Here is a 22,247-nt window from a genome sequence, read left to right as displayed (position 1 = left end):
AAACGCCCGGTTACATTTCGAACCCGGAAGCTAAGCCTTACAGCGCCGATGGTACTGCAGGGGGGACCCTGTGGGAGAGTAGGACGCCGCCGAACTCCTTTTAGAGCTCTGGCTCTTGGGCACACAAGCCCAAGAGCCAGAGCTTTTTTGCGTTGGGGTAAGGTCAGGGAGCATCGTTGGCACATTTCCCACAGGAGGCCCCCGGGTGGAGGTCCAGGAGACCCGCGTACAGACCGACCGGGTCCTCACCATCCCCAACATCCTCAGCATGGCGCGTCTCGCCGGCGTGCCGCTGTTCCTGTGGCTGATTCTCAGGCCTGAGTTCGGTGGTCCCGAGAGTGACGGTTGGGCACTCCTGGTGCTGGCTCTGAGCGGCGTGAGCGACTACCTGGACGGGAAGCTGGCCAGGCGATGGAACCAGATCAGCAGCCTCGGCCGGCTCCTCGACCCCGCGGCCGACCGGCTCTACATTCTCTCGACTCTGGTCGGACTCACCTGGCGCGAGATCCTGCCTATTTGGTTGACTGCTGCACTTCTGGCGCGAGAGCTGGTCCTGTTGGTGATGGTGGGTATCCTCAGGCGCCACGGCTATCCGCCGCCGCAGGTGAACTTCCTGGGCAAGGCCGCCACCTTCAACTTGATGTACGCGTTCCCGCTGCTTCTGCTCAGTGACGGAAGTGGCTGGCTCCCGTCACTCGCTGCTATTTTCGGATGGGCGTTCGCCGGATGGGGTACAACGCTGTACTGGTGGGCAGGAGTCCTCTACGTGGTACAGGTCCGCCGCCTGGTTCGTGCGGACGCCATGGTCGACTGAACTCGCCCGTAGCCGCGGCCGTATCGGCCCGATGGCCCGCGGTGGAAAAGTGCGGGACAATCTGGACGGGTGAAGTCGGCTAGACCGTCATCTCTTGGAGGAGGACGCTTCCGACATGAAGGCCGTCGTGATGGCCGGAGGCGAAGGCACACGCCTTCGCCCTATGACCTCAAGCATGCCCAAGCCGCTCCTGCCGGTGGCCAACCGGCCGATCATGGAGCACGTTCTGCGGCTGCTCAAAAGGCATGGGCTCAACGAGACCGTCGTCACCGTCCAGTTCCTGGCCTCATTGGTCAAGAACTACTTCGGTGACGGTGAGGAGCTCGGTATGGAGCTCACCTATGCCAATGAGGAGAAGCCACTCGGTACCGCCGGAAGCGTCAAGAACGCCGAAGAGGCGTTGAAGGACGATGCTTTCCTCGTCATCTCCGGTGATGCCCTGACCGACTTCGATCTCACCGAGCTCGTCAATTTCCACAAGGAGAAGGGTGCGCTGGTCACAGTCTGTCTGACGCGCGTGCCCAACCCCCTGGAATTCGGCATCACCATCGTCGACGAGGAAGGGAAGGTCGAGCGCTTCCTCGAGAAGCCGACCTGGGGGCAGGTTTTCTCCGACACGGTGAACACCGGTATCTACGTGATGGAGCCCGAGGTCTTCGACTACGTCGAGCCCGATGTGCCCGTCGACTGGTCCGGCGATGTCTTCCCGCAGCTGATGAAGGAGGGCAAGCCGGTCTACGGCTACATCGCGGAGGGCTACTGGGAGGACGTCGGTACTCACGAGAGCTATGTGAAGGCGCAGGCCGACGTCCTGGAGGGCAAGGTCGACGTCGAAATCGACGGCTTCGAGATCTCCCCGGGCGTCTGGGTGGCCGAGGGTGCCGAGGTGCATCCCGAGGCCGATCTGCGTGGCCCCCTCTATATCGGGGACTACGCCAAGGTCGAAGCCGGCGCGGAAATCCGTGAGCACACCGTCGTCGGTTCGAACGTCGTCGTGAAGAGCGGGGCCTTTCTGCACAAGGCTGTCGTCCACGACAACGTGTACATCGGGCAGCACAGCAACCTACGGGGCTGTGTCGTCGGAAAGAACACCGACATCATGCGTGCGGCCCGGATCGAGGACGGCGCGGTCATCGGGGACGAGTGCCTGATCGGCGAGGAGTCGATCGTTCAGGGCAACGTACGGGTCTACCCGTTCAAGACCATCGAGGCCGGTGCGTTCGTCAACACCTCTGTCATCTGGGAATCCAGAGGACAGGCCCACCTCTTCGGTGCGCGCGGTGTCTCCGGGATCCTCAACGTGGAGATCACCCCGGAGCTGGCGGTTCGTATCGCCGGCGCCTACGCCACCACCCTCAAGAAGGGCTCGACCGTCACCACGGCTCGAGACCACTCCCGTGGTGCCCGTGCACTCAAGCGGGCCGTCATCTCCGCCCTGCAGGCCAGCGCCATCGACGTACGGGACCTGGAGAACGTACCGCTGCCGGTCGCGCGGCAGCAGACCGCGCGGGGCAGTGCCGGCGGGATCATGATCCGGACCACACCCGGGGTGCCGGACTCGGTGGACATCATGTTCTTCGACGGACGCGGGGCCGACCTCTCGCAGGGCAGCCAGCGGAAGTTGGACCGGGTGTTCGCACGCCAGGAGTACCGGCGGGCGTTCCCGGGTGAGATCGGGGACCTGCACTTCCCGGCGAGTGTCTTCGACTCGTACACCGGTTCGCTGCTGCGGAATGTCGACACGACGGGCATCGCCGAGTCGGGACTCAAGGTCGTCGTCGACGCATCGAACGGCAGCGCGGGACTTGTGCTTCCCAGCCTGCTGGGCAAGCTCGGAGTGGATTCGCTGACCGTCAATCCCGGTCTCGACGAGTCCAGGCCGACGGAGACGGCGGACATGCGTCGCTCGGGGCTGGTCCGTCTCGGGGAGATCGTGGCGTCCTCGCGTGCCGCGTTCGGAGTGCGCTTCGACCCGGTCGGCGAGCGGCTGTCCCTGGTGGACGAGAAGGGCCGCATCATCGAGGACGACAGGGCGCTGCTGGTCCTGCTCGACCTCGTGGCCGCGGAGCGGCGCAGCGGCCGGGTGGCCCTGCCGGTGACCACCACCAGGATCGCCGAGCAGGTGGCGGCGTATCACGGTACGCAGGTGGAGTGGACGACGACCTCACCCGACGATCTGACCCGGGTCGGGCGCGACGACTCGACGATCTTCGGTGGTGACGGCAAGGGCGGCTTCATCGTCCCCGAGTTCAGCAGTGTCTTCGACGGAACGGCGGCTTTCGTACGGCTGATCGGCCTGGTGGGGCGGACGCAGCTGACACTGAGCCAGATCGATGCGCGGATCCCACGGGCGCACGTCCTCAAGCGGGATCTGGCGACTCCGTGGGCCGTCAAGGGACTTGTGATGCGGCGGGTCGTCGAGGCGGCGGGAGATCGTTTCGTGGACACCACCGACGGGGTGCGGGTGGTGGAGACCGACGGTCGTTGGGTGATGGTGCTGCCCGACCCGGCCGAGGCCGTCACGCATCTGTGGGCGGAGGGCCCTGACGACGCCTCCGCGCAGGCCCTGCTCGACGAGTGGGCGGCGGTCGTGGACAGCGCAGGGCGCTGAGACGCATAACACACCCGCGTGCCGGACAAGTGTCCCCAAGGGGGCCTGTCCGGCACGCCGGTGGGGCCATTCGGAGGTAGTGGTCGCGACGTGCGACTATGTGCGGCATGCCGCAGCAGCCCCCCGTTCGGAGCACTCCCACGCGCGCGTCGCGTCCGGACGCGTCCATGTCGCTGCTCACCAACGTCATGGATCACAGCCTCGACGACGGGTACGCCGAGGCCGCGGCGCGCAAGAAGGCCGAGGGTACGGGTGGCATGCCCAAGACCCTTCGGGCGAAGCTCGGGCTCGCTGTGGGCCTGGTGCTCGCGGCCCTGGTCGTGACCGTCGGAGCGGCGCAGGCGCGGGTGGCGGCGCCCGTGGTCGCCAAGGAGCGTGAGGAACTGGTCGACCGGATCGACCGGGAGACCGAGGCCGCGGACAAGCTTGAGGACAAAGTCGACAAGCTGCGCGGGGACGTGAGCACGCGGCAGCGTGAAGCGCTCAAGAAGAGCGGCGAGAGCGACCAGGCCGAACTCATGGGCCTCCTGTCGGGAGCCACCGAGGTTCACGGTCCGGGCGTCAAACTGGTCGTGGACGACGCCAAGGAAGCCACCACGGGAGGCGACGGCGACCCCCGCGAGACCACGGGGTTCTCCGACACCGGGCGCGTGCGTGACCGTGACATGCAGCGCGTGGTCAACGGGCTGTGGGCGTCGGGCGCCGAGGCCGTCTCCATCAACGGACAGCGGCTGACCGCCCTGTCGGCGATCCGTGCCGCGGGTGACGCGATACTGGTCGACAACAAGCCGCTCGTGCCTCCGTATACGGTGCTTGCCGTGGGGGACGGGAAACGGTTGAGCAGCAGGTTCCAGAACAGCCCCGACGGGCTGTATCTGCACGCCCTGCAGGAGAACTTCGGCATCCGGACCGCCATCTCCGTGGAGGAGGACCTCCGGCTGCCCGCCGCACCGAGTGTGATCGTACGTACCGCACAGCCGAGAACTGAGAAGGGCACATCGTGATCGCCGTACTGGGCCTCGTCGTGGGAGTCGTGGCCGGCCTGTTGGTCCGGCCCGAGGTTCCGGCGGTCGTCGAGCCTTATCTGCCGATCGCCGTCGTGGCGGCACTGGACGCCGTCTTCGGCGGCCTGCGGGCCATGCTCGACGGGATCTTCGACGACAAGGTCTTCGTCGTGTCGTTCCTGTCGAACGTGGTCGTGGCCGCGCTGATCGTGTTCCTGGGCGACAAGTTGGGTGTGGGTGCCCAACTGTCGACCGGTGTCGTCGTCGTGCTCGGGATCCGTATCTTCTCGAACGCCGCGGCGATCCGCAGGCACGTCTTCCGGGCGTGAGGCCGATGAGCGACGAGGACGAGACCCCCGACAACCCGCTGCGCAAGGAACTCCCCGAGGAAACGCCCGCCGGGAGCGTGCCGACGGCGGCCGAAGAAGACGCTCAGGGGCAGCAGCGGCTGACCGGCCGCCAGCGACTGGCGAACGGGCTGTGGCCGCCGCGCGTCACCCGGGCCCAACTCATCGTGGCCGTCCTGCTGTTCGGGCTGGGCTTCGGCCTGGCCGTTCAGGTCGCGTCGAACAGTGACAGCGACAGCGCGCTGCGGGGCGCCCGCCAGGAAGATCTTGTGCGCATCCTTGATGAACTGGACGACCGTACTCAGCGTCTTGAAGACGAGAAGCAGGGCCTTGAGAACCAGCGTGACGAGCTGGAGAACAGCTCGGACCAGGCCGAGGAGGCCCGCAAGCAGACGATCGAGAAGGAGAGGGAGCTCGGGATCCTCGCGGGTACGGTGGCCGCGCAGGGGCCGGGCATCACGATGACCATCGATGACACGAAGGGGACGGTCGAGGCGGACATGCTGCTCGACGCGATCCAGGAGCTGCGCGCGGCCGGCGCGGAGGCGATCCAGGTGAACGGCGTGCGAGTCGTCGCGGGGACGTATCTGACGAATTCCGGCAAGGGCGTGAGCGTCGACGGGAACAAGATCAACGCTCCTTTTCGTTTCAAGGTCATCGGCAAGCCGCAGGACCTCGAACCGGCGCTCAACATTCCAGGAGGCGTGGTGCAGACTCTGGAGAAGGAGCAGGCCACCGCGACCGTCGAGCGGTCGGACAAGATCGTCGTGGACGCCTTGCGAGCCGCGAAGCGGCCTGACTACGCTCGGTCGTCCTCGCAGTGAACCGCAGGTGCATGGGGGACGTCCGGCCAGGGCATGAGGTTGCGGGGGGTCGGCGCACCGAATGGGTGGTGCGTGGTGGAAACTGTCAGGTGGATACGGACGTTGTGAGGGTGTCCGGGTCGACCGGTGTGTTCAATCAGGGTTCGTCCTGCCCCACGGGCGGGTCTGTTTCGGTCAAGGGGAATCGCCCGTGAAGTTGTTTGCGAAGTTGTTCGGCAAGAGCGCGCGAGAGGGCAGCAGCGAGAATGCGACCGCCCGCCATCGCGCACAGCCTGACGCGGAGGGCCAGCGCCCCCTGTACCGGGACCAGGTCGGTGGCCCCGGCGGTGACGTTCGCGGTGGTCAGGGCGCGCCGTCTGTTGACCCTGCCCAGGCCGGAGGCATAGGTTTCGGACAACCGTCGACCTCAAGTACGGGTGGAGGGTTTTCCGGCGACCCGTACGCTTCCCATGCCCCTGGGGGGCAGCCGCGGCAGGAGGATCCGTCCATGTCGGCCCTGGTGTGTACGAGGTGCGGTAACCGCAACGCGGAGAACAGCCGCTTCTGCTCCAACTGCGGTGCTCCGCTGCGGCCCGGTGCGACGCCCGAGCGGCCCTCCGAGACCACGTCCACGATCTCCATCTCCGGGCTCGAGGCCTACGACTCCGAGGCCACCGGCCAGACGCAGATGCCCATGCTCTCCCCGGAGGCACAGGCGGCCGTAGACGCGCTGCCGCTCGGCTCCGCGCTGCTGGTGGTACGCCGTGGCCCGAACTCGGGCAGTCGCTTCCTGCTGGACGGCGACCTGACCACGGCCGGCCGTCATCCGCAGAGCGACATCTTCCTGGACGACGTGACGGTCTCCCGTCGGCATGTCGAGTTCCGCCGTGGCCCGGACGGTTCGTTCACGGTGGCCGACGTGGGCAGCCTGAACGGCACGTATGTGAACCGCGAGCGGATCGACCAGGTCGCTCTGAACAACGGTGACGAGGTGCAGATCGGCAAGTACCGGCTGGTCTTCTACGCGAGCCAGCGGGGCTACTGACCCTCCTCCGGACGTTGTCCGGGGGGACCCCCAGGGAAGGTCCATGCTTCATACACGGAGCGGCGGTGCCGGGCACGGTACCGCCGCCACGGACAGTGGGCTGATGAGCATCGGCACGGTGCTGACCGTGCTGCGCGACGAGTTTCCCGAAGTGACCATCTCCAAGATCCGTTTCCTGGAGTCGGAGGGGCTCATCGAGCCGCAGCGGACACCCTCGGGGTATCGCAAGTTCACCGCCGACGACGTCGAGCGTCTGGGCCGGGTCCTGAGGATGCAGCGGGACCACTATCTGCCGCTCAAGGTCATCAAGGACCACCTGGACGCCGTGGAGCGCGGTGAGACCGTACAGCTGCCGGTTCTGGGGCGTCCACGGGACGGTGAGGCCGCCCCTGACGCCTTCGAGGCGCCCACGGCGGCCCGTGTCGGACGGGCCGAGCTGCTCGCCGCTGCGGAGATCGGTGAGCAGGACCTGCACGAGTGGGAGTCGTACGGGCTCATCGCCCCGATGCAGGACGGGGCGTACGACGCCGAGGCCGTCACGGTCGCCTCGCTCGTCGCCGAACTGGGCCGGTTCGGGATCGAGCCGCGACACCTGCGGGTGATGAAGGCCGCCGCCGACCGCGAGGCCGGCCTGGTGGACCAGGTGGTGGCCCCGCTGAAACGCCATCGCAACCCGCAGACCAGGGCACACGCCGAAGCCCGCGCGAAGGAACTGGCGGGACTCACGGTGAAGCTGCACGCGGCGTTGGTGCAGATCGCCCTCGGGGTGCGGCTGCCCTGAAGTGGGCTGCTCGGCGGAGGCCGGATCGGCCACCCGTTTCCTGCCCGACTACCCAAACGTCCCGGGCACGGCCTAGGGTTGCTGTGTGAACGAGCTCGATGTCGTAGGTGTCCGGGTGGAAATGCCCTCCAACCAACCGATCGTGCTCCTGCGCGAAGTGGGAGGCGACCGCTACCTCCCCATCTGGATCGGGCCGGGGGAGGCAACGGCGATCGCCTTCGCGCAGCAGGGCATGGCCCCCGCTCGACCGCTGACCCACGACCTGTTCAAGGACGTGCTGGAGGCCGTCGGCCAGGAGCTCACCGAGGTGCGCATCACGGATCTGCGTGAGGGCGTCTTCTACGCGGAGCTGGTGTTCGCCAGCGGGGTGGAGGTGAGTGCTCGGCCGTCCGACGCCATAGCGCTGGCCCTGCGCACCGGCACGCCGATCTACGGCAGCGACGGGGTGCTCGACGACGCGGGGATCGCGATTCCCGACGAGCAGGAGGACGAAGTGGAGAAGTTCCGCGAGTTCCTCGACCAGATCTCGCCCGAGGACTTCGGCACCAGCAGCCAGTGAACAACGACGGGCCCGGCGGATGAGCACTCCCGCCGGGCCCGCGCATGACCACCGACGCCTCAAATGCCGCCAATTGCCTACGGCCGGCGCAGCGTCCCACGGCCCGCTCCGAGCGCATTCGGCTAGCCTTTCCCCGCGGCGGGGCACGGGAAACCACTCTTAGGGTGATTATCACTCGGCGTGCCGAGTGTGGCGATCGTTGACGCGCCCCTGGTGACTGCCTACCGTCGAGAGGGCAGGTCAAGGACGGAGGTCGGCGTGAGAAGCAGCGGCGACGGTATGGCTGGGGGTGCCCCCGGACGGAGTCTCGGGGCGAGCGGTCCGTACCCGCTTCACAGCAAGGCGGCCGATCACGCTCCGCAGCGACCGACGGCCGTGCCGAGCAGCGGAGGGACGACGTCCATGGCGTCCGAGCAGATCGGCTATCGCGGTCCGACGGCCTGTGCGGCCGCCGGTATCACCTACCGGCAACTGGACTACTGGGCCCGCACCGGTCTCGTGGAGCCGAGCGTGCGGCCCGCCTACGGGTCCGGGACGCAGCGTCTGTACAGCTTCCGGGACGTCGTCATCCTGAAGATCGTCAAGCGCTTCCTGGACACCGGTGTGTCGCTGCAGAACATCCGCACGGCGGTCCAGCATCTGCGCGAGCGCGGATTTCGCGATCTGGAGCGCATGACCCTGATGAGCGACGGCGCCACGGTCTACGAGTGCACCACGCCGGACGAGGTCCACGCACTGCTCCAGGGCGGCCAGGGTGTCTTCGGGATCGCGGTCGGTGTGGTGTGGCGGGACGTGGAGAGTGCCCTCTCACAGCTGCACGGCGAGCGGGTGGACACCGGGGAGACGCTGGTCGGGCACAACCCCGCGGACGAGCTGGCACGGCGCCGCAACCGGGCGGTCTGAGCGCCGTCCCCGCTCTCGGGGTGGGGCATTGTCAGTGGCGTAGGGCAGCATCGGAGATGTGAGAACCGCGCCCACGATCCTGCATCTCGACATGGATGCCTTCTTCGCCTCGGCGGAGCAGGCCTCCAAGCCGAGTCTGAGGGGAAAGGCCGTCGTGGTGGGCGGGCTGGGGCCGCGTGGGGTGGTGGCCACGGCGTCGTACGAGGCACGGATCTTCGGCGTGCACTCGGCGCTGCCCATGGCCCAGGCGAGACGGCTCGCGCCGAACGCCGCGTATCTCGTGCCGCGCTTCGCGTTCTACCGGTCGATCAGCGATCAGGTGATGGAACTGCTGAGAGCGCTGTCGCCGTTGGTGGAGCCGCTGAGCCTGGATGAGGCGTTCGTGGATCTGGAGGCCGGGGGAGCGGCCTGGGACGAGGCGTCGGCGCGGCTGGCCGGGGTGAAGCTCAGGGCGGACATACGGGCTGTGACGGGGCTGACGGGATCGGTGGGGCTCGCCGCCTCCAAGATGCTGGCGAAGATCGCCTCGGAGCAGGCCAAGCCGGACGGACTGGTGCTGATCAAGCCGGGGACCGAGCGGGCGCTGCTCGGGCCGATGCCGGTGCGGACGCTGCCGGGGGTGGGCCCTGCGACGGGGGACCACCTGCGGCGGGTGGGGATCCACACCGTGGAGGAGATCGCCGAGGCGGGTGAGGACGAGCTGGTGCGGCTGCTGGGCAAGGCACACGGGCACTCGCTGTACGCGATGGCGCTGGCGCTCGACGAGCGGCCCGTGGTGGCGGAGCGGGAGACGAAGTCGGTGTCGGTGGAGGACACGTACGACGTCGACATCCATGACCGGGTCCGGGTGGGGACGGAGGTGCAGCGGCTGGCGGAGCGGTGTGTGCGGAGGCTGCGGGAGGCGGGGCTCTCCGGCCGGACCATCGTGCTCAAGGTGCGACGGTTCGACTTCTCCACGCTCACCCGGTCCGAGACGTTGCGGGGGCCGACGGACGATCCGGGGGTGGTGCGGGAGGCGGCCGCGCGGCTGCTGGAGTCCGTGGACACGACCGGGGGTGTGCGGTTGCTCGGGGTGGGGGTCAGTGGGTTGGCCGACTACACACAGGAGGATCTGTTCGCGCAGGTGGCGGGAGAGCGGATGGACTCCGGTGCGGTCGAGGAAGCGGATGACACGCCCGTCGAGGCACCGAAGGCGCCGGCTGAGCGGCGGTGGCCCTCGGGACACGATGTGCGGCACACCGTGTACGGACACGGGTGGGTGCAGGGAAGCGGCCTCGGACGGGTGACCGTGCGGTTCGAGACGCCCGACTCCGGGCCGGGGCGGGTGCGGACGTTCCGGATCGAGGATCCCGATCTGGAGCCGGCGGAGCCGTTGCCGTTGGTGCGGGCGCGTTCCGAGGCGGGTGAGGCTCAGGTGGGCGGGGCTTCGGTGAGTGGGGCAACGGGGTCGGGGTGAGCGCGGGGGCGCATGCGGGGGTGGCGGGTCTGGGTGGAGTGTGGGTGGGGTGTGTGCTGGTTTCGGGCGGGCGGGGACGGGCTGGCGAGCCAAGCGGGACCGGCTACCTGGTGCTGCGGGCCTGGCTGTGTGCGCTGGGCTGATCGGGTGCGGTCGTGAGGGTGGCGTGCTGGGCGGATCGACTGGGCCTGGGCCGGACGTGCGGGCCGCCGGGGTCGGTCATCCGGATGGGGGAGGTGCCGGCGAGGAGAGTGCGGACCGCGTGGAGGTCAGGACTCGTCCGTGTTCGCCAGCCTGCCGAAGTCGTGGTCCGGGAGCGGAGGAGGGGCGGACAGGTCGAGACCGTAGTGGTGGTAGAGCTGCAGTTCCTGCTCGGGGGAGAGGTGGCGGCCCACGCCGAAGTCCGGGGCGTCCTTGATCAGGGCCCGGTCGAAGGGGACGCGCAAGGTGCCCTCGATCAGTTCGCTGGGCTCCAGGGGGACGAAGGCGTCCCTGCTGAACAGACCTGTGCGTATGGCCGCCCACTCCGGTACGCCGGTCGCGTCGTCGAGGTAGATCTCGTCGATCGTGCCGATCTTCGTGCCGTTGCGGTCGAACGCCTTGCGGCCGATCAGGTTGCGCGGATCGATGTCGGTCTGCACGGGTCCTCCATTTGGTCGCAACTCATCCGTAAGCACCACAAAAGAGCACAATCAGGGAGGCGGCCACTCGAACGCTCAAGCGCTGATCGCGCTGGTACGCTGGCAAACGGCTGCTGACCCCGTGCGGGAGAGTCCTTCGGACGACATCCGGAGGCGCCGAAGGAGCAAATCCTCCCCGGAATCTCTCAGGCCCCCGTACCGCATGGGCGAGGTCACTCTGGAAAGCAGGGCGGGTGTCGACGGCTTCCGCTCTCACCGACGGTGAAAGCCGGCCACCCTCGGGTGGTCCGGTGAAGCTCTCAGGTTGAGATGACAGAGGGGGAGGCCGTTCGGGTACCCGTGCCGTGGTGCCCCACGAAGGTCGTGTCGGACCAGGAGGCCTCCGCAATGATCGCTCACCGCCGTCCGCTCTCCGAACTGGAGCAGGGGATTCCGTTCGAACAGCGTCACATCGGGCCTGACCAGGAAGCGCGGGCGAAGATGCTCGCCCACGTCGGGTACGGCTCGCTGGACGAGCTCACCGCCGCCGCTGTGCCGGACGTGATCAAGAACGCCGACGCGCTCGATCTGCCGGGTGCGCGTACCGAGGCCGAGGTGCTGGCCGAGCTGCGTTCGCTGGCCGACCGGAACCAGGTTCTCGACTCCATGGTCGGCCTCGGGTACTACGGGACGTTCACGCCGCCCGTGATCCTGCGCAACGTGATGGAGAACCCGGCCTGGTACACGGCGTACACGCCCTACCAGCCCGAGATCTCCCAGGGGCGCCTGGAGGCGCTGCTGAACTTCCAGACCATGGTCGCCGAGCTCACCGGCCTGCCGACCTCGGGTGCCTCGCTGCTCGACGAGGGCACCGCGGCGGCCGAGGCGCTGGCGCTGTCGCGGCGCATGGGCAGGAACAAGAAGGGTCTCTTCCTGGTCGACGCGGACACGTTGCCGCAGACCGTCGCCGTGATCCGGACGCGGGCCGAGCCGACCGGCGTCGAGGTCGTGGTCGCGGACCTCGGTGACGGCATTCCGGCCGAGATCGCCGGGCGCGAGATCAACGGTGTGCTGCTCCAGTACCCGGGCGCCTCCGGTGCCGTACGCGACATCAAGCCGCTGATCGAGCAGGCCCACGAACTCGGCGCGCTGGTGACGGTCGCCGCCGATCTGCTGGCGCTGACGCTGCTGAAGTCCCCGGGTGAGCTCGGTGCGGACATCGCCGTCGGGACGACCCAGCGGTTCGGGGTACCGATGGGCTTCGGCGGGCCGCACGCCGGATACATGGCGGTGCGCGAGAAGTTCGCACGCAGCCTGCCGGGGCGGCTCGTGGGCGTGTCCGTCGACGCCGACGGGAACAAGGCCTACCGGCTCGCCCTGCAGACGCGGGAGCAGCACATCCGGCGCGAGAAGGCGACCAGCAACATCTGCACCGCGCAGGTGCTGCTCGCCGTGATGGCGGGCATGTACGCCGTCTACCACGGGCCGGAGGGCCTGAGGGGCATCGCGCGGCGCACCCACCGGTACGCCACGATTCTCGCCGCGGGGCTGACGGCCGGCGGGATCGAGGTCGTGCACGGCTCCTACTTCGACACCCTGACCGCCCGGGTGCCGTCACGGGCAGCCGAGGTCGTCGCGGCCGCGCGCGAGAACGGCGTCAACCTGTGGCTCGTCGACGACGACCTGGTGTCGATCGCGTGCGACGAGACCACCTCGCGGACGCAACTGGCTGCCGTGTGGGCCGCGTTCGGGGTCGAGGGGGACATCGAGGCGCTGGACGCGGCCGCCGAGGACTCCCTTCCGGCCGCGCTGAGGCGTACCGACGCGTACCTCACGCACCCCGTCTTCCACCAGTACCGCTCCGAGACCGCGATGCTTCGCTACCTGCGTCGGCTGGCCGACCGGGACTACGCGCTCGACCGCGGCATGATCCCGCTGGGCTCCTGCACCATGAAGCTCAACGCGACCACCGAGATGGAGCCGGTCACCTGGCCCGAGTTCGGTCAGCTGCATCCCTTCGCGCCCGCCGAGCAGGCCGAGGGCTATCTCGTCCTCATCCGCGAGCTGGAGGAGCGTCTCGCCGAGGTCACCGGCTACGACACGGTGTCGCTGCAGCCCAACGCGGGTTCGCAGGGCGAACTCGCGGGACTGCTCGCCGTACGCGGATATCACCGGGCCAACGGGGACGAGCAGCGGACCGTGTGTCTGATCCCGTCGTCGGCGCACGGCACCAACGCCGCCAGTGCCGTGATGGCCGGGATGAAGGTCGTCGTGGTGAAGACCGCCGAGGACGGCGAGATCGACGTCGAGGACCTGCGGGCGAAGATCGAGCAGCACCGGGACGAACTGGCGGTGCTGATGATCACGTACCCCTCGACGCACGGTGTGTTCGAGGAGCACGTCGCGGACATCTGCGCGCAGGTGCACGAGGCCGGCGGCCAGGTGTACGTCGACGGCGCCAACCTCAACGCCCTGGTGGGGCTGGCCAAGCCGGGACACTTCGGCGGAGACGTCTCGCACCTGAACCTGCACAAGACCTTCTGCATCCCGCACGGCGGCGGCGGTCCGGGCGTCGGCCCGGTCGGGGTGCGCGCCCACCTGGCGCCCTACCTGCCGAACCACCCCCTGCAGCCCGCGGCCGGTCCGGAGACCGGTGTGGGGCCCGTCTCGGCCGCGCCCTGGGGCTCCGCCGGGATCCTGCCGATCTCGTGGGCGTATGTGCGGCTCATGGGCGGTGAGGGGCTCAAGCGGGCCACGCAGGTGGCCGTGCTCTCCGCGAACTACATCGCCAAGCGGCTGGAACCGCACTTCCCGGTGCTCTACACCGGTCCGGGCGGCCTGGTCGCGCACGAGTGCATCATCGACCTGCGGCCCCTGACCAAGGCGACCGGTGTGAGTGTCGACGACGTCGCCAAGCGGCTCATCGACTACGGGTTCCACGCGCCGACGATGTCCTTCCCGGTGGCCGGGACGCTGATGATCGAGCCGACCGAGTCCGAGGACCTGAACGAACTCGACCGATTCTGCGAGGCGATGATCGCCATTCGTGCGGAGATCGAGAAGGTCGGCTCGGGCGAGTGGTCCGCGGACGACAATCCGCTGCGGAACGCGCCGCACACCGCGGGCGCGCTCGGCGGGGCCTGGGAGCACGCGTACACGCGTGAGGAGGCCGTCTTCCCGTCCGGTGTGTCGGTGGCGGACAAGTACTGGCCGCCGGTGCGCCGTATCGACCAGGCCTACGGCGACCGGAACCTGGTCTGCTCCTGCCCGCCGCTGGACGCGTACGAGGACTGATCTGACGTAGGTGGGAAGGGCTCCGACCGGTCGTGCACCGGGCGGAGCCCTTTCGCGTCAGGTGAGCCCTTGCGCCTCCCGGGGCGTGCGGTGCGACGCGGTGAGGTCACACCGTCGCCAGGGAGACCTCGGTCGACTTGATCAGGGCGACGACCGGGATGCCGGTCGTGAGGCCGAGGTCGGTGACGGCGTCGTTGGTGATCACCGCGGTCAGGTCGGCGCCCTCGACGCTGATCCGGACGGCGGCCATGGCGCCGCCGGTCGCGATGTCACTGATCATGCCGGGCAGCTGGTTGCGGATGGACAGGCCGTCGACCGGCGCGGTGGCCAGGGAGACTTCCGTCGACTTCACCAGGGCGTGTACGGCCGTTCCCGCGGCGAGCCCCAGCTCCTCGGCGGCTTCCCGGGTGATCGCGGCGGTGAGGTTCTGACCGCCGGTGAGGCGGATCTTGACCGTGGCCATCACCTCTCCCGGGGTGCTGGCGGTGACGGTGCCGGAGAGCTGGTTGCGGATGGACAGGCTCATGGGAGGCCTCACTGGATGCGGTGGGGTGGGGATGGGTCCGGGGAATCCCACCGTAGCCGTCTGGAGGTCTTATGCCGGGTATGCGTGTGTCTGGGTTGCCTTGACGGTCGCCCAGACCGATGCGCCGGGGTGCAGGTCGAGTTCGGCCGCGGCGACCGTGGTGAGGTCGGCGGTGAGGGGGAGTTCGCCGGTGAGGTCCGCTCGGATCTGATCGCCGTGGGTCTCCAGGCCGACCACGTCGCAGCGCCAGAGGTTGCGTGCGCTGGAGCCTGTGGGCTTGTCCCGGTAGAGGGTGACGGCGCTCGGTGGGAACGCCACGAACACCGGCCCGGCGAGGTCCTCGGTGGTGGTGAGGGCGGAGCCGGTGTCGAGACGGACCGTGTGGCCTTCGGCGTGGCCCTTGTAGAGGTTCAGGCCGACCAGTTGCGCGATGTAGTGCGTACGGGGGTGGCGGGCGATGTCGGCGGGAGCGCCCTCCTGGACGACCTGGCCGTGTTCGATGACGACGAGTCGGTCCGCGAGCACCATGGCGTCCAGCGGGTCGTGCGTGACCAGTACGGCGACCGCCTCGAACTCGGCCAGGTGACGGCGGAGTTGGGCGCGTACTTCCAGGCGGGTGCGGGCATCCAGGGCGGCGAGCGGCTCGTCGAGGAGGAGCAGGCGCGGGTGGGTGGCCAGGGCGCGGGCGACGGCGACGCGCTGGGCCTGGCCGCCGGAGAGCAGGCGGGGCTTGGCGGCGGCCTGTTCGGCCAGGCCCATGCGCTCCAGCCACTCCGCGGCCTCCGCGCGGGACTCCGATTTGGTGGCGCCCTGACAGCGTGGGCCGAAGGCCACGTTGTCGAGGGCGGACAGGTGCGGGAAGAGCAGGTAGTCCTGGAAGACCACGCCGACCGGACGGGACTCGGGTGGCGTACGGTCCATCGCGGCACCGTCGAGGCGCAGATGGCCGCCCGTGAGGGGGACGAGACCGGCGAGTGCACGCAGGGCGGTGGTCTTGCCGGCACCGTTCGGACCGAGCAGGGCGACCACGTCACCGGGGGCGGCGTTGAGGGCGACGTCCAGGCGGAAGGTGCCGCGTTCCACGACGAGACGGGAGTCGAGGCCCGCGTCGTGTCCGTCCTCGGTGACGGGGTCGGCTGTGGTGGCGTCGGTCATGAGGGGGCGTCCAGCTCGGTCTTGGGGGGCATCGGCTCAGGAGGTGGTCATCCAGCGGTCCCGCAGGCCCGCCAGTACGGCGATGGAGACGGCCAGCAGGACCAGGCTGAGGGCGATCGCGGCCGCCGGGTCGTTCTGCAGGGCCAGGTAGACCGCGAGCGGCATGGTCTGGGTACGGCCCGGGAAGTTGCCGGCGAAGGTGATGGTCGCCCCGAACTCACCCAGTGCCCGCGCCCAGGCCAGGACCGAGCCCGCGGCGATGCCCGGCGCGATCAGTGGGAGCGTGACCCGGCGGAACGCGGTGAAGCGGGAGGCGCCCAGGGTGGTGGCCGCCTCCTCGTAGCGCGGGTCGGCGGCGCGCAGGGTGCCCTCGACGCTGATCACGAGGAACGGCATCGCCACGAACGTCTCCGCGAGGACGACACCCGTCGTGGTGAAGGGGAGCGTGATGCCGAACCAGGCGTCCAGCCACTGGCCCACGACTCCGTTGCGGCCGAGGGCGAGCAGCAGGGCCACACCGCCGACCACCGGGGGCAGCACCAGGGGCAGGGTGACCAGGGCACGGACCAGACCGCGGCCGGGGAAGTCGGTGCGGGCCAGCAGCCAGGCCAGTGGGACGCCGATGACCAGGCTCAGCGCGGTCGCACTCGTGGCGCACAGCAGTGACAGGCGCAGAGCCTGCCAGACGTCGGCGCTGGTCAGCTGGTCGGGGAGGCTGCGCCACGGGGCTCGGACCAGCAGGGCGACGAGGGGGAGGAGCAGGAACGCCAGACCCGCCAGGGCGGGGAGCAGTAGGGGCAGCGGGACGCCGCGGCCTCGTCGGTGACGCCGGGACGCGTCGTGGCCTTTTCCGGCCCGGTCGGCACCTCGGCGCCGTGGGCCGCTCCGCGGAGTGACGGTCGCGGGGGTGGTCGGGGTCCTGCCGGGTTCGGTGGGGCGGGAGGGGGAGGTCCCGGACCCGGCGGGATCGGGCGTCGCCTGGTCCTGGTCGGTCATGGCTTCAGGAACCCGGCCCCGGTCAGGACCTTCTGCCCTTCGGCGGAGCTGACCAGATCGATGAACGCCTTCGCCGTTTCGGGGTTCTGGGCGTTCTTGAGGAGGGTGATCGGGTAGTCGTTGATGGCCTCGGCCGACTCGGGGAAGTCCACCCCCCGCACCTTGTCGCCCGCCGCATGTACGTCGGTCTTGTAGACGACGGCGGCGTCGGCCTCCTTCAGCTCGACCTTGGTCAGGGCGGCCTTCACGTCCTGCTCGTAGGAGACCGGGGTGACCTTCAGCTTGGCGGCGTCCAGTGCCTTCTGGGCGGCGGCGCCGCACGGCACCTCCTTGTCGCACAGGACGACCTTCAGCTTCGTGTCGGTGAGGTCCTTCAGGGTGGCGATCTTGTCGGGGTTGCCCGGCAGGGTGGCGATCTCCAGCTGGTTGCGGACGAAGGTGCTCGGGGTGCCGGCGGCGTCCTTCGCGCCGGTGACGACGGCCATCGTCTTCGGGCTGGCGGAGGCGAAGACGTCGGCCGGTGCGCCGCTGGTGATGCTCGCGGCGAGGCTGTCGCTGCCGCCGAAGTTGAAGGTGACCTTCGTGCCCGGGTGATCCTTCTCGAACTGCCTGCCCAGCGTCGTGAAGCTCTCCTTGAGCGAGGCGGCGGCGAAGACGGTCACCTCGCCGGACAGCTTCGCCGACGAGGAGGCCGAGGAGCCGGAGCCCGAGGCGCCCGCGTCCGCGTCCGAATCCGAGTCGGACGAGGAGCAGGCGGACAGCGTCAGCAGCGCGGCGATTCCCGCACCGGCCACCTGCAGCGTACGGCGGGTCCGGCGTACGGAACGGGTCATCACGGGTCCACTCCCTGGGTCTGCCTGGAGAAGAGTCGGCGGACCCTTCCGATGCGCAGATCATACTTCCGCATGTGCGAGGGGGTGTTCCCTGGTGCATCGCAGGTGCTGGCTCAAGTGGGGATCGAGGTACGCATATGCGTTTCTGCGGATTCCGCTGTTCGGCGACTCAGACGCGGTCGATGTGCACGTTCGTCGACTTCACGCGGGCGGTGGCCTCCATGCCGATCTCCAGACCGAGTTCCTCGACGGCCTCCCGGGTCAGGAGGGAGACGAGTCGGTGCGGGCCGGCCTGGATCTCGACCTGGGCGGCGACATCGCCGAGCTTGATGGCGGTGACGATGCCGGGGAAGGCGTTGCGGGCGGACGTGTACGGCGTGTCCTCCTCGCTGCTCCCGGCCTTGGCGAGTTCCACCGAGAAGGCGGCCAGGTCCCGCCCGTCGACGAGCCGCCTGCCGCTGTCGTCGCGGTGGGTGGCCACCCGGCCGGCGTCCGCCCAGCGTCGCGCGGTGTCGGGGCTCACGCCGAGCAGCCGTGCTGCCTGGCCGATTGTGTAGGACTGCATGCCGGTCACGATAGGGCGCCGGTGGGGAACCGCGGGTGGGGGGTTGGCCGTTGGGTATAACGCGATATAGCTTTAGTGCGACCTTTGGTGCGACGAGGGAGGGGTGGGGGCGCATGACAGGTGGGTCATCTCAGGAGAGCGGGGATCCTGGTGTCGTCGCGGAGCTCGGGCTGAGGGCCTCGCACGAGGACCGGGACCAGGTCGTGGACGTGCTGCGGGTCGCCGCGGGGGACGGGCGGCTGACCGCGGAGGAACTCGATGAGCGGGTGGGTGCCGCGCTGACCTCCCGCACGATGGGAGAACTGGCCGTACTGACGGTGGATCTGCCGACGGCGGTCACCGCGCGTCGGGGCTCGGCCGAGGTCAAGGACGTCGTGCGGATCGAACAGGAGGGTGCCTCGACGCGGCGGGGCGCGGGCTGGGTGGTACCGCGGCGGATGGAGATCCGTTCGGCTTGGGGCGAGGTGGTACTCGATTTCACCGATGCCGTGATCACATACGACACGCTGCGCCTCGACGTCGACATCCGCGGCGGCTCCCTGAAGCTGCTCACCCGGCCTGGCGTCGTGGTGGACACGGACGCCCTGGTGACTAACTACGCCAAGATCAAGGCGCGGCGGTCGGCTGAGCCGAAGACATCTGTGGTGCTGCGTGTGGAGGTGGCCGGTGAGCTGACCTTCGGGCAGGTCGTGGTACGTCCGCCGGGGAGGTTCGGGAGATAGCCGGGGAGGTCCGGGAGGTAGCCGGAGGTGGCGGAGGCGAGGACTTCGCCCCGTACCTCTGCCGCCGTACCTGGCCCCGGTGTCCCAGCTCGGACACCAGCCGCAAACCAGCCGGGTGATCACGCGCCCGCCGCCGTGGAGCACCCGTCGGCTGATCAGCGGTGGGGCCGGGGGGCGGGCCGGCGCCGGGTGGCGTGGATGGAACCGAGCAGATTGAGGGACTGGGCACTGGGGCTGCCTGGTTCGGCGTGGTAGATGACGAGCTGCTGGCCGGGGGCGTCGCGTACGTCGAAAGCCTGGTAGGTGAGGGTGAGGGGGCCGACGTCCGGGTGGAGGAGGTGTTTGGCGTCCTGGGTCTTGCCGCGCACGGTGTGGGCGTTCCAGAGGCGGGTGAAGTCCGCGCTGTGCTCAGTGAGAGTGCGGACGAGTTCGCGCAGCCGTGGGTTGTCCGGGTCGAATCCGGTTGCCTCGCGAAGGTTGGCGACGGTGGCCTGGGCTGCCCGGTCCCAGTCCGTGTAGAAGGTGCGGCCCGCGGCGTCGAGGAAGGTCATGCGGGCCAAGTTGTCCGCCGGCTCGAACGGGGCGTAGAGGGCATCGGCCAGGGCGTTGACGGCGAGGAGGTCCAGGGTCCGGCTCATGACGAACGCTGGAGTGTTCGGGTAGCCGTCCATCAGCTGTCGCAGCGAAGGGCTGACCCGCTCGGCGGCGTGGACGGAGGGCTGGTCGTTCGGCGTGACCCCGGCCAGCCGGTACAAGTGCGCGCGTGCGTCCGCGTCGAGGCGCAGCGCGCGGCTGAGCGCGTCGACCACCTGGGGTGAGGGGTTGCGCTCGCGGCCTTGTTCCAGGCGGGTGTAGTAGTCGGCGTTCACTCCGGCCAGGACGGCGACCTCCTCGCGTCGTAGTCCGGCGACTCTGCGGGCCCCGTAGCTCGCCATGCCGACGTCCTCCGGCCGCAGGCCGGCGCGGCGTGCGCGCAGGAAGTCTCCCAGGTGGTTGTCATCCATATGTGCAGGCTAGGCGCCGGCCCGGTGTGCTGCCTGGGTGTGCCGCACCCAGGCAGCACGCGTCCTGGTTGATGGCCGCTGACCTGCCCAGACTCGGTGGAGCGAGAGGGACCACACCATCCGAGGAGAGGAGTCCGCCATGGCCGGGACCGTTGAGGGCGACCACGTCGACGTGGTCGGGATGTGGGTGACCGCGGATGGTCACATCCGTCAGGAGCTGCTGCCGGACGGCCGCTACGACGAAGCCCGCGGCGAGCGGCGCAGCGCGTACACGGGTCGGTACACGGTGACCGGCAGCCACCTGGACTACGTCGACGACACCGGGTTCACCGCCACGGGCGACATCCGGGACGGAGTGCTCTATCACGAGCACCTCGTGCTCTACCGGGAGCAGAAGTCGTCGTAGAGGAGGCCGGGCCACGGCCGCCCTGGCGCCGGGGGCGAATCCGCCGTCGGCGGACCAAGAAGTCCCGACACAGCAGCCAGTCAGTCAGCAGCAACGAGAATCAAGGACCATATCCATGCCAGGACAACGACTTGACGGCAAGGTCGCGCTGATCACGGGCGCGACCGGCGGCCTCGGCACAGCGACCGCCGAACTCTTCGCCCGCGAAGGCGCCCGGCTAGTGATCACCGACATCGCCGAAGGCCCCCTGCGGGACCTGTCCCACCGGATCGGGGCAGGCGGCGCGGACGTCGTCGCTGCCCGCCTCGATGTCTCCTCCGCGCGGGAGTGGGACGAAGTGATCACCGTCGTACGCGACCGGTTCGGAACGCTGGACGTGCTCGTGAACGTCGCCGGCATCCTGGACTGGCCAGGTATCGAGGACACGCGGGAAGAGGCGTGGGACCGCGTCATCGACGTGAACCAGAAAGGCACATGGCTCGGCATGAAGGCGGCGATGCCGCTCCTGCGCGCGAGCGGCAACGCGTCGGTGATCAATACGTCGTCAGTACTCGGCCTGGTAGGAAGCGGTGCGGCTGCGGCCTACCAGGCGTCCAAGGGGGCCGTGCGCCTGTTGAGCAAGACCGCCGCAGTCGAGTACGCCCGGCAGGGAGTACGGATCAACTCGGTGCATCCCGGGGTGATCGCCACACCGATGATCCAGGACCTCCTGGACGACCAGGGCGACCAGCAGCCTGACATCCAACGCACCCCCATGCGCCGAGCCGGCCGCGCGGACGAGATCGCACCCGCGATCCTCTTCCTGGCCTGCGACGACTCCTCGTTCGTCACCGGCGCGGAGCTGGTGGTCGACGGCGGGCTCACCGCGCACTGAACCACCCGGCCGTACGACGTCCACGTGGGCCTGCCGTGAATGCGTCAACGGCGCGGCCCACCCGGTCCGCGCACCGCACCCCTGCACAGCACTTCAGCTGCCCTGCACCGGCGCCCGCACTCACCTTCTCCAGGGACCGCACCATGACACCTGCAACCGCATCCGCCGCAACATCCGAATCCACCGAGTTCGCTGGGAAGATCGCCCTCGTCACTGGAGCCGCGCGAGGGGTGGGCCGGGAGACCGTGGCGCTCCTCCACGCCCGCGGCGCCCGGGTCGTCGCCCTCGACCTCCGCGCCGACGTCACGAACCTGGCGGAAGAGTTTCCCGGCGTCATCGCGACAATCGGTGACATCACCCAGGAGGAGACCGCCCACCGTGCGGTGGCAACGGCCCTGGACGCCTTCGGCGGACTGGACATCCTCGTGAACAATGCCGGGCGCACCCAGAACAAACCCGTCACCGAAACCACGGCCGAGGACTGGGACACCGTGATGGCGGTCAACGCCCGCGGCTCCTTCTTCTGCGCCCGCGAGGCGTTCCGGGCCATGAAGAGCCGCGGCGGCGGCGCCATCGTCAGCACCGGCTCGTATGCCGCCACCGTCGCCCTGCCCGAAGGCGTCGCCTACAGTGCGTCGAAGGGCGCTCTGGCCCAACTGACCAAGGTGCTCGCCGTCGAGGGCGGCCCGCTGGGCATCCGCGCCAACCTCGTGGCCGCGGGCGTCATCGAGACGGACTTCCTCGACACGATCCGCCCCGACAGCCGCGCCTACCTGGCGTCCTTCGCCGCCGCGCAGCCCCTGGGACGTGTCGCGCAGCCCGAGGAGATCGCCGAGGCCCTGTGCTTCCTCGTCTCGCCCCGCTCCAGTTTCGTCACGGGAGCCGTGGTCGCCGCTGACGGCGGTTTCACCGCAATCTAGCGACGCATT

Annotated in this window: 22 protein-coding genes, 1 rRNA gene and 1 riboswitch; of the genes, 16 read left to right on the top strand and 7 right to left on the bottom strand. The window is 69.2% G+C overall.

The features are described from left to right. The 11 genes from rrf to ACFYRY_RS34685 form a co-directional block, all read left to right on the top strand. Positions 1 to 95: ribosomal RNA gene (rrf, locus tag ACFYRY_RS34735) — 5S ribosomal RNA — on the top strand; the annotation flags it as partial. Between the two features lie 110 nt (positions 96 to 205). Further along, positions 206 to 814 carry a CDP-alcohol phosphatidyltransferase family protein gene (locus ACFYRY_RS34730; RefSeq protein ID WP_356774845.1) on the top strand — a complete coding sequence of 203 codons (609 nt, stop codon included), beginning with the start codon at positions 206 to 208 and terminating at the stop codon, positions 812 to 814. A gap of 115 nt (positions 815 to 929) precedes the next feature. Then, positions 930 to 3,425 carry a mannose-1-phosphate guanyltransferase gene (locus ACFYRY_RS34725; RefSeq protein ID WP_356774847.1) on the top strand — a complete coding sequence of 832 codons (2,496 nt, stop codon included), beginning with the start codon at positions 930 to 932 and terminating at the stop codon, positions 3,423 to 3,425. A gap of 98 nt (positions 3,426 to 3,523) precedes the next feature. Continuing rightward, on the top strand, positions 3,524 to 4,429 hold the full coding sequence (locus tag ACFYRY_RS34720; protein WP_389154863.1) for a DUF881 domain-containing protein: 906 nt from the start codon (positions 3,524 to 3,526) through the stop codon (positions 4,427 to 4,429). After that, a complete protein-coding gene (locus ACFYRY_RS34715; protein WP_003988855.1) occupies positions 4,426 to 4,758 on the top strand; it encodes a small basic family protein in 333 nt (110 codons plus the stop codon). The genes ACFYRY_RS34720 and ACFYRY_RS34715 overlap by 4 nt, the downstream gene beginning before the upstream one ends. Before the next feature lie 5 nt (positions 4,759 to 4,763). Then, on the top strand, positions 4,764 to 5,600 hold the full coding sequence (locus ACFYRY_RS34710) for a DUF881 domain-containing protein (protein WP_389154860.1): 837 nt from the start codon (positions 4,764 to 4,766) through the stop codon (positions 5,598 to 5,600). A 61-nt stretch (positions 5,601 to 5,661) separates the two neighbouring features. Then, the gene (locus tag ACFYRY_RS34705; RefSeq protein WP_389154857.1) at positions 5,662 to 6,624 is read left to right on the top strand and encodes an FHA domain-containing protein; all 963 of its coding nucleotides are present in this window, start codon (positions 5,662 to 5,664) and stop codon (positions 6,622 to 6,624) included. 43 nt (positions 6,625 to 6,667) lie between these two features. Continuing rightward, positions 6,668 to 7,405: a MerR family transcriptional regulator gene (locus ACFYRY_RS34700; protein WP_389154854.1), complete on the top strand. Its 738-nt coding sequence runs from the start codon at positions 6,668 to 6,670 to the stop codon at positions 7,403 to 7,405. A gap of 85 nt (positions 7,406 to 7,490) precedes the next feature. Beyond that, positions 7,491 to 7,964: a bifunctional nuclease family protein gene (locus tag ACFYRY_RS34695; RefSeq protein WP_004002801.1), complete on the top strand. Its 474-nt coding sequence runs from the start codon at positions 7,491 to 7,493 to the stop codon at positions 7,962 to 7,964. Between the two features lie 258 nt (positions 7,965 to 8,222). Continuing rightward, on the top strand, positions 8,223 to 8,867 hold the full coding sequence (locus ACFYRY_RS34690; RefSeq protein WP_389154851.1) for a MerR family transcriptional regulator: 645 nt from the start codon (positions 8,223 to 8,225) through the stop codon (positions 8,865 to 8,867). A 58-nt stretch (positions 8,868 to 8,925) separates the two neighbouring features. Beyond that, positions 8,926 to 10,323, top strand: coding sequence for a DNA polymerase IV (locus ACFYRY_RS34685; RefSeq protein WP_389154848.1), 1,398 nt, complete (start codon positions 8,926 to 8,928; stop codon positions 10,321 to 10,323). A gap of 269 nt (positions 10,324 to 10,592) precedes the next feature. On the opposite strand, the gene ACFYRY_RS34680 is transcribed toward ACFYRY_RS34685, so the two are convergent. Beyond that, positions 10,593 to 10,964 (bottom strand): PRC-barrel domain-containing protein, encoded by a 372-nt coding sequence (locus ACFYRY_RS34680; protein WP_389154845.1) that lies wholly within the window; start codon positions 10,962 to 10,964, stop codon positions 10,593 to 10,595. 114 nt (positions 10,965 to 11,078) lie between these two features. Continuing rightward, positions 11,079 to 11,175, top strand: a riboswitch (glycine riboswitch). Positions 11,176 to 11,351: 176 nt separating this feature from the next. Here ACFYRY_RS34680 and gcvP point away from each other — a divergent pair. Continuing rightward, positions 11,352 to 14,237 carry an aminomethyl-transferring glycine dehydrogenase gene (gene gcvP, locus ACFYRY_RS34675; protein ID WP_389154843.1) on the top strand — a complete coding sequence of 962 codons (2,886 nt, stop codon included), beginning with the start codon at positions 11,352 to 11,354 and terminating at the stop codon, positions 14,235 to 14,237. Positions 14,238 to 14,343: 106 nt separating this feature from the next. Here the strand turns inward: gcvP and ACFYRY_RS34670 are convergent, their stop codons facing one another. The 5 genes from ACFYRY_RS34670 to ACFYRY_RS34650 form a co-directional block, all read right to left on the bottom strand. Beyond that, entirely contained in the window at positions 14,344 to 14,763 is a 420-nt protein-coding gene (locus ACFYRY_RS34670) for a molybdopterin-binding protein (protein WP_389154840.1), read from the bottom strand. 69 nt (positions 14,764 to 14,832) lie between these two features. Beyond that, positions 14,833 to 15,918 (bottom strand): ABC transporter ATP-binding protein, encoded by a 1,086-nt coding sequence (locus tag ACFYRY_RS34665; RefSeq protein ID WP_389154837.1) that lies wholly within the window; start codon positions 15,916 to 15,918, stop codon positions 14,833 to 14,835. A 36-nt stretch (positions 15,919 to 15,954) separates the two neighbouring features. Beyond that, positions 15,955 to 16,914: a molybdate ABC transporter permease subunit gene (gene modB, locus ACFYRY_RS34660; RefSeq protein WP_389154835.1), complete on the bottom strand. Its 960-nt coding sequence runs from the start codon at positions 16,912 to 16,914 to the stop codon at positions 15,955 to 15,957. Then, on the bottom strand, positions 16,911 to 17,747 hold the full coding sequence (gene modA / locus ACFYRY_RS34655) for a molybdate ABC transporter substrate-binding protein (RefSeq protein WP_389154832.1): 837 nt from the start codon (positions 17,745 to 17,747) through the stop codon (positions 16,911 to 16,913). Before modA ends, modB begins: the two co-directional genes overlap by 4 nt. A gap of 169 nt (positions 17,748 to 17,916) precedes the next feature. After that, on the bottom strand, positions 17,917 to 18,312 hold the full coding sequence (locus ACFYRY_RS34650) for a molybdopterin-binding protein (protein ID WP_389154829.1): 396 nt from the start codon (positions 18,310 to 18,312) through the stop codon (positions 17,917 to 17,919). Between the two features lie 113 nt (positions 18,313 to 18,425). Here ACFYRY_RS34650 and ACFYRY_RS34645 point away from each other — a divergent pair, with 113 nt between their 5' ends. Next, complete coding sequence (locus ACFYRY_RS34645) at positions 18,426 to 19,034, top strand: DUF1707 domain-containing protein (protein WP_389154826.1); 609 nt, start codon at positions 18,426 to 18,428, stop codon at positions 19,032 to 19,034. 155 nt (positions 19,035 to 19,189) lie between these two features. On the opposite strand, the gene ACFYRY_RS34640 is transcribed toward ACFYRY_RS34645, so the two are convergent. Beyond that, positions 19,190 to 20,038, bottom strand: coding sequence for a helix-turn-helix transcriptional regulator (locus ACFYRY_RS34640; RefSeq protein ID WP_389154824.1), 849 nt, complete (start codon positions 20,036 to 20,038; stop codon positions 19,190 to 19,192). Between the two features lie 139 nt (positions 20,039 to 20,177). On the opposite strand from ACFYRY_RS34640, the gene ACFYRY_RS34635 reads away from it, so the two are divergent. From ACFYRY_RS34635 to ACFYRY_RS34625, 3 genes are all read left to right on the top strand, one after another. Then, entirely contained in the window at positions 20,178 to 20,444 is a 267-nt protein-coding gene (locus tag ACFYRY_RS34635) for an Atu4866 domain-containing protein (protein WP_086725498.1), read from the top strand. Positions 20,445 to 20,559: 115 nt separating this feature from the next. Further along, positions 20,560 to 21,318: an SDR family NAD(P)-dependent oxidoreductase gene (locus ACFYRY_RS34630; RefSeq protein ID WP_389154820.1), complete on the top strand. Its 759-nt coding sequence runs from the start codon at positions 20,560 to 20,562 to the stop codon at positions 21,316 to 21,318. Positions 21,319 to 21,461: 143 nt separating this feature from the next. Then, positions 21,462 to 22,238, top strand: a complete 777-nt coding sequence (locus ACFYRY_RS34625; protein WP_389154818.1) for an SDR family NAD(P)-dependent oxidoreductase — start codon at positions 21,462 to 21,464, stop codon at positions 22,236 to 22,238. Positions 22,239 to 22,247 lie beyond the last annotated feature (9 nt).

It is taken from the genome of Streptomyces sp. NPDC005263, from assembly GCF_042872365.1.
GTDB lineage: Bacteria > Actinomycetota > Actinomycetes > Streptomycetales > Streptomycetaceae > Streptomyces.
Note: the sequence above shows the minus strand (reverse complement) of the source record. Positions and strands in the feature narration are given on the sequence as shown.

What these genes read in the sequence shown, in the direction of transcription:
- ACFYRY_RS34725 (WP_356774847.1), top strand. Translation starts at nt 930, where the DNA reads ATGAAGGCCGTCGTGATGGCCGGAGGCGAAGGCACACGCCTTCGCCCT.
- ACFYRY_RS34720 (WP_389154863.1), top strand. Translation starts at nt 3,524, where the DNA reads ATGTGCGGCATGCCGCAGCAGCCCCCCGTTCGGAGCACTCCCACGCGC.
- ACFYRY_RS34710 (WP_389154860.1), top strand. Translation starts at nt 4,764, where the DNA reads ATGAGCGACGAGGACGAGACCCCCGACAACCCGCTGCGCAAGGAACTC.
- ACFYRY_RS34705 (WP_389154857.1), top strand. Translation starts at nt 5,662, where the DNA reads ATGGGTGGTGCGTGGTGGAAACTGTCAGGTGGATACGGACGTTGTGAG.
- ACFYRY_RS34700 (WP_389154854.1), top strand. Translation starts at nt 6,668, where the DNA reads ATGCTTCATACACGGAGCGGCGGTGCCGGGCACGGTACCGCCGCCACG.
- gcvP (WP_389154843.1), top strand. Translation starts at nt 11,352, where the DNA reads ATGATCGCTCACCGCCGTCCGCTCTCCGAACTGGAGCAGGGGATTCCG.
- ACFYRY_RS34670 (WP_389154840.1), bottom strand. Translation starts at nt 14,763, where the DNA reads ATGAGCCTGTCCATCCGCAACCAGCTCTCCGGCACCGTCACCGCCAGC.
- ACFYRY_RS34665 (WP_389154837.1), bottom strand. Translation starts at nt 15,918, where the DNA reads ATGACCGACGCCACCACAGCCGACCCCGTCACCGAGGACGGACACGAC.
- modB (WP_389154835.1), bottom strand. Translation starts at nt 16,914, where the DNA reads ATGACCGACCAGGACCAGGCGACGCCCGATCCCGCCGGGTCCGGGACC.
- modA (WP_389154832.1), bottom strand. Translation starts at nt 17,747, where the DNA reads ATGACCCGTTCCGTACGCCGGACCCGCCGTACGCTGCAGGTGGCCGGT.
- ACFYRY_RS34650 (WP_389154829.1), bottom strand. Translation starts at nt 18,312, where the DNA reads ATGCAGTCCTACACAATCGGCCAGGCAGCACGGCTGCTCGGCGTGAGC.
- ACFYRY_RS34645 (WP_389154826.1), top strand. Translation starts at nt 18,426, where the DNA reads ATGACAGGTGGGTCATCTCAGGAGAGCGGGGATCCTGGTGTCGTCGCG.
- ACFYRY_RS34640 (WP_389154824.1), bottom strand. Translation starts at nt 20,038, where the DNA reads ATGGATGACAACCACCTGGGAGACTTCCTGCGCGCACGCCGCGCCGGC.
- ACFYRY_RS34635 (WP_086725498.1), top strand. Translation starts at nt 20,178, where the DNA reads ATGGCCGGGACCGTTGAGGGCGACCACGTCGACGTGGTCGGGATGTGG.
- ACFYRY_RS34630 (WP_389154820.1), top strand. Translation starts at nt 20,560, where the DNA reads ATGCCAGGACAACGACTTGACGGCAAGGTCGCGCTGATCACGGGCGCG.
- ACFYRY_RS34625 (WP_389154818.1), top strand. Translation starts at nt 21,462, where the DNA reads ATGACACCTGCAACCGCATCCGCCGCAACATCCGAATCCACCGAGTTC.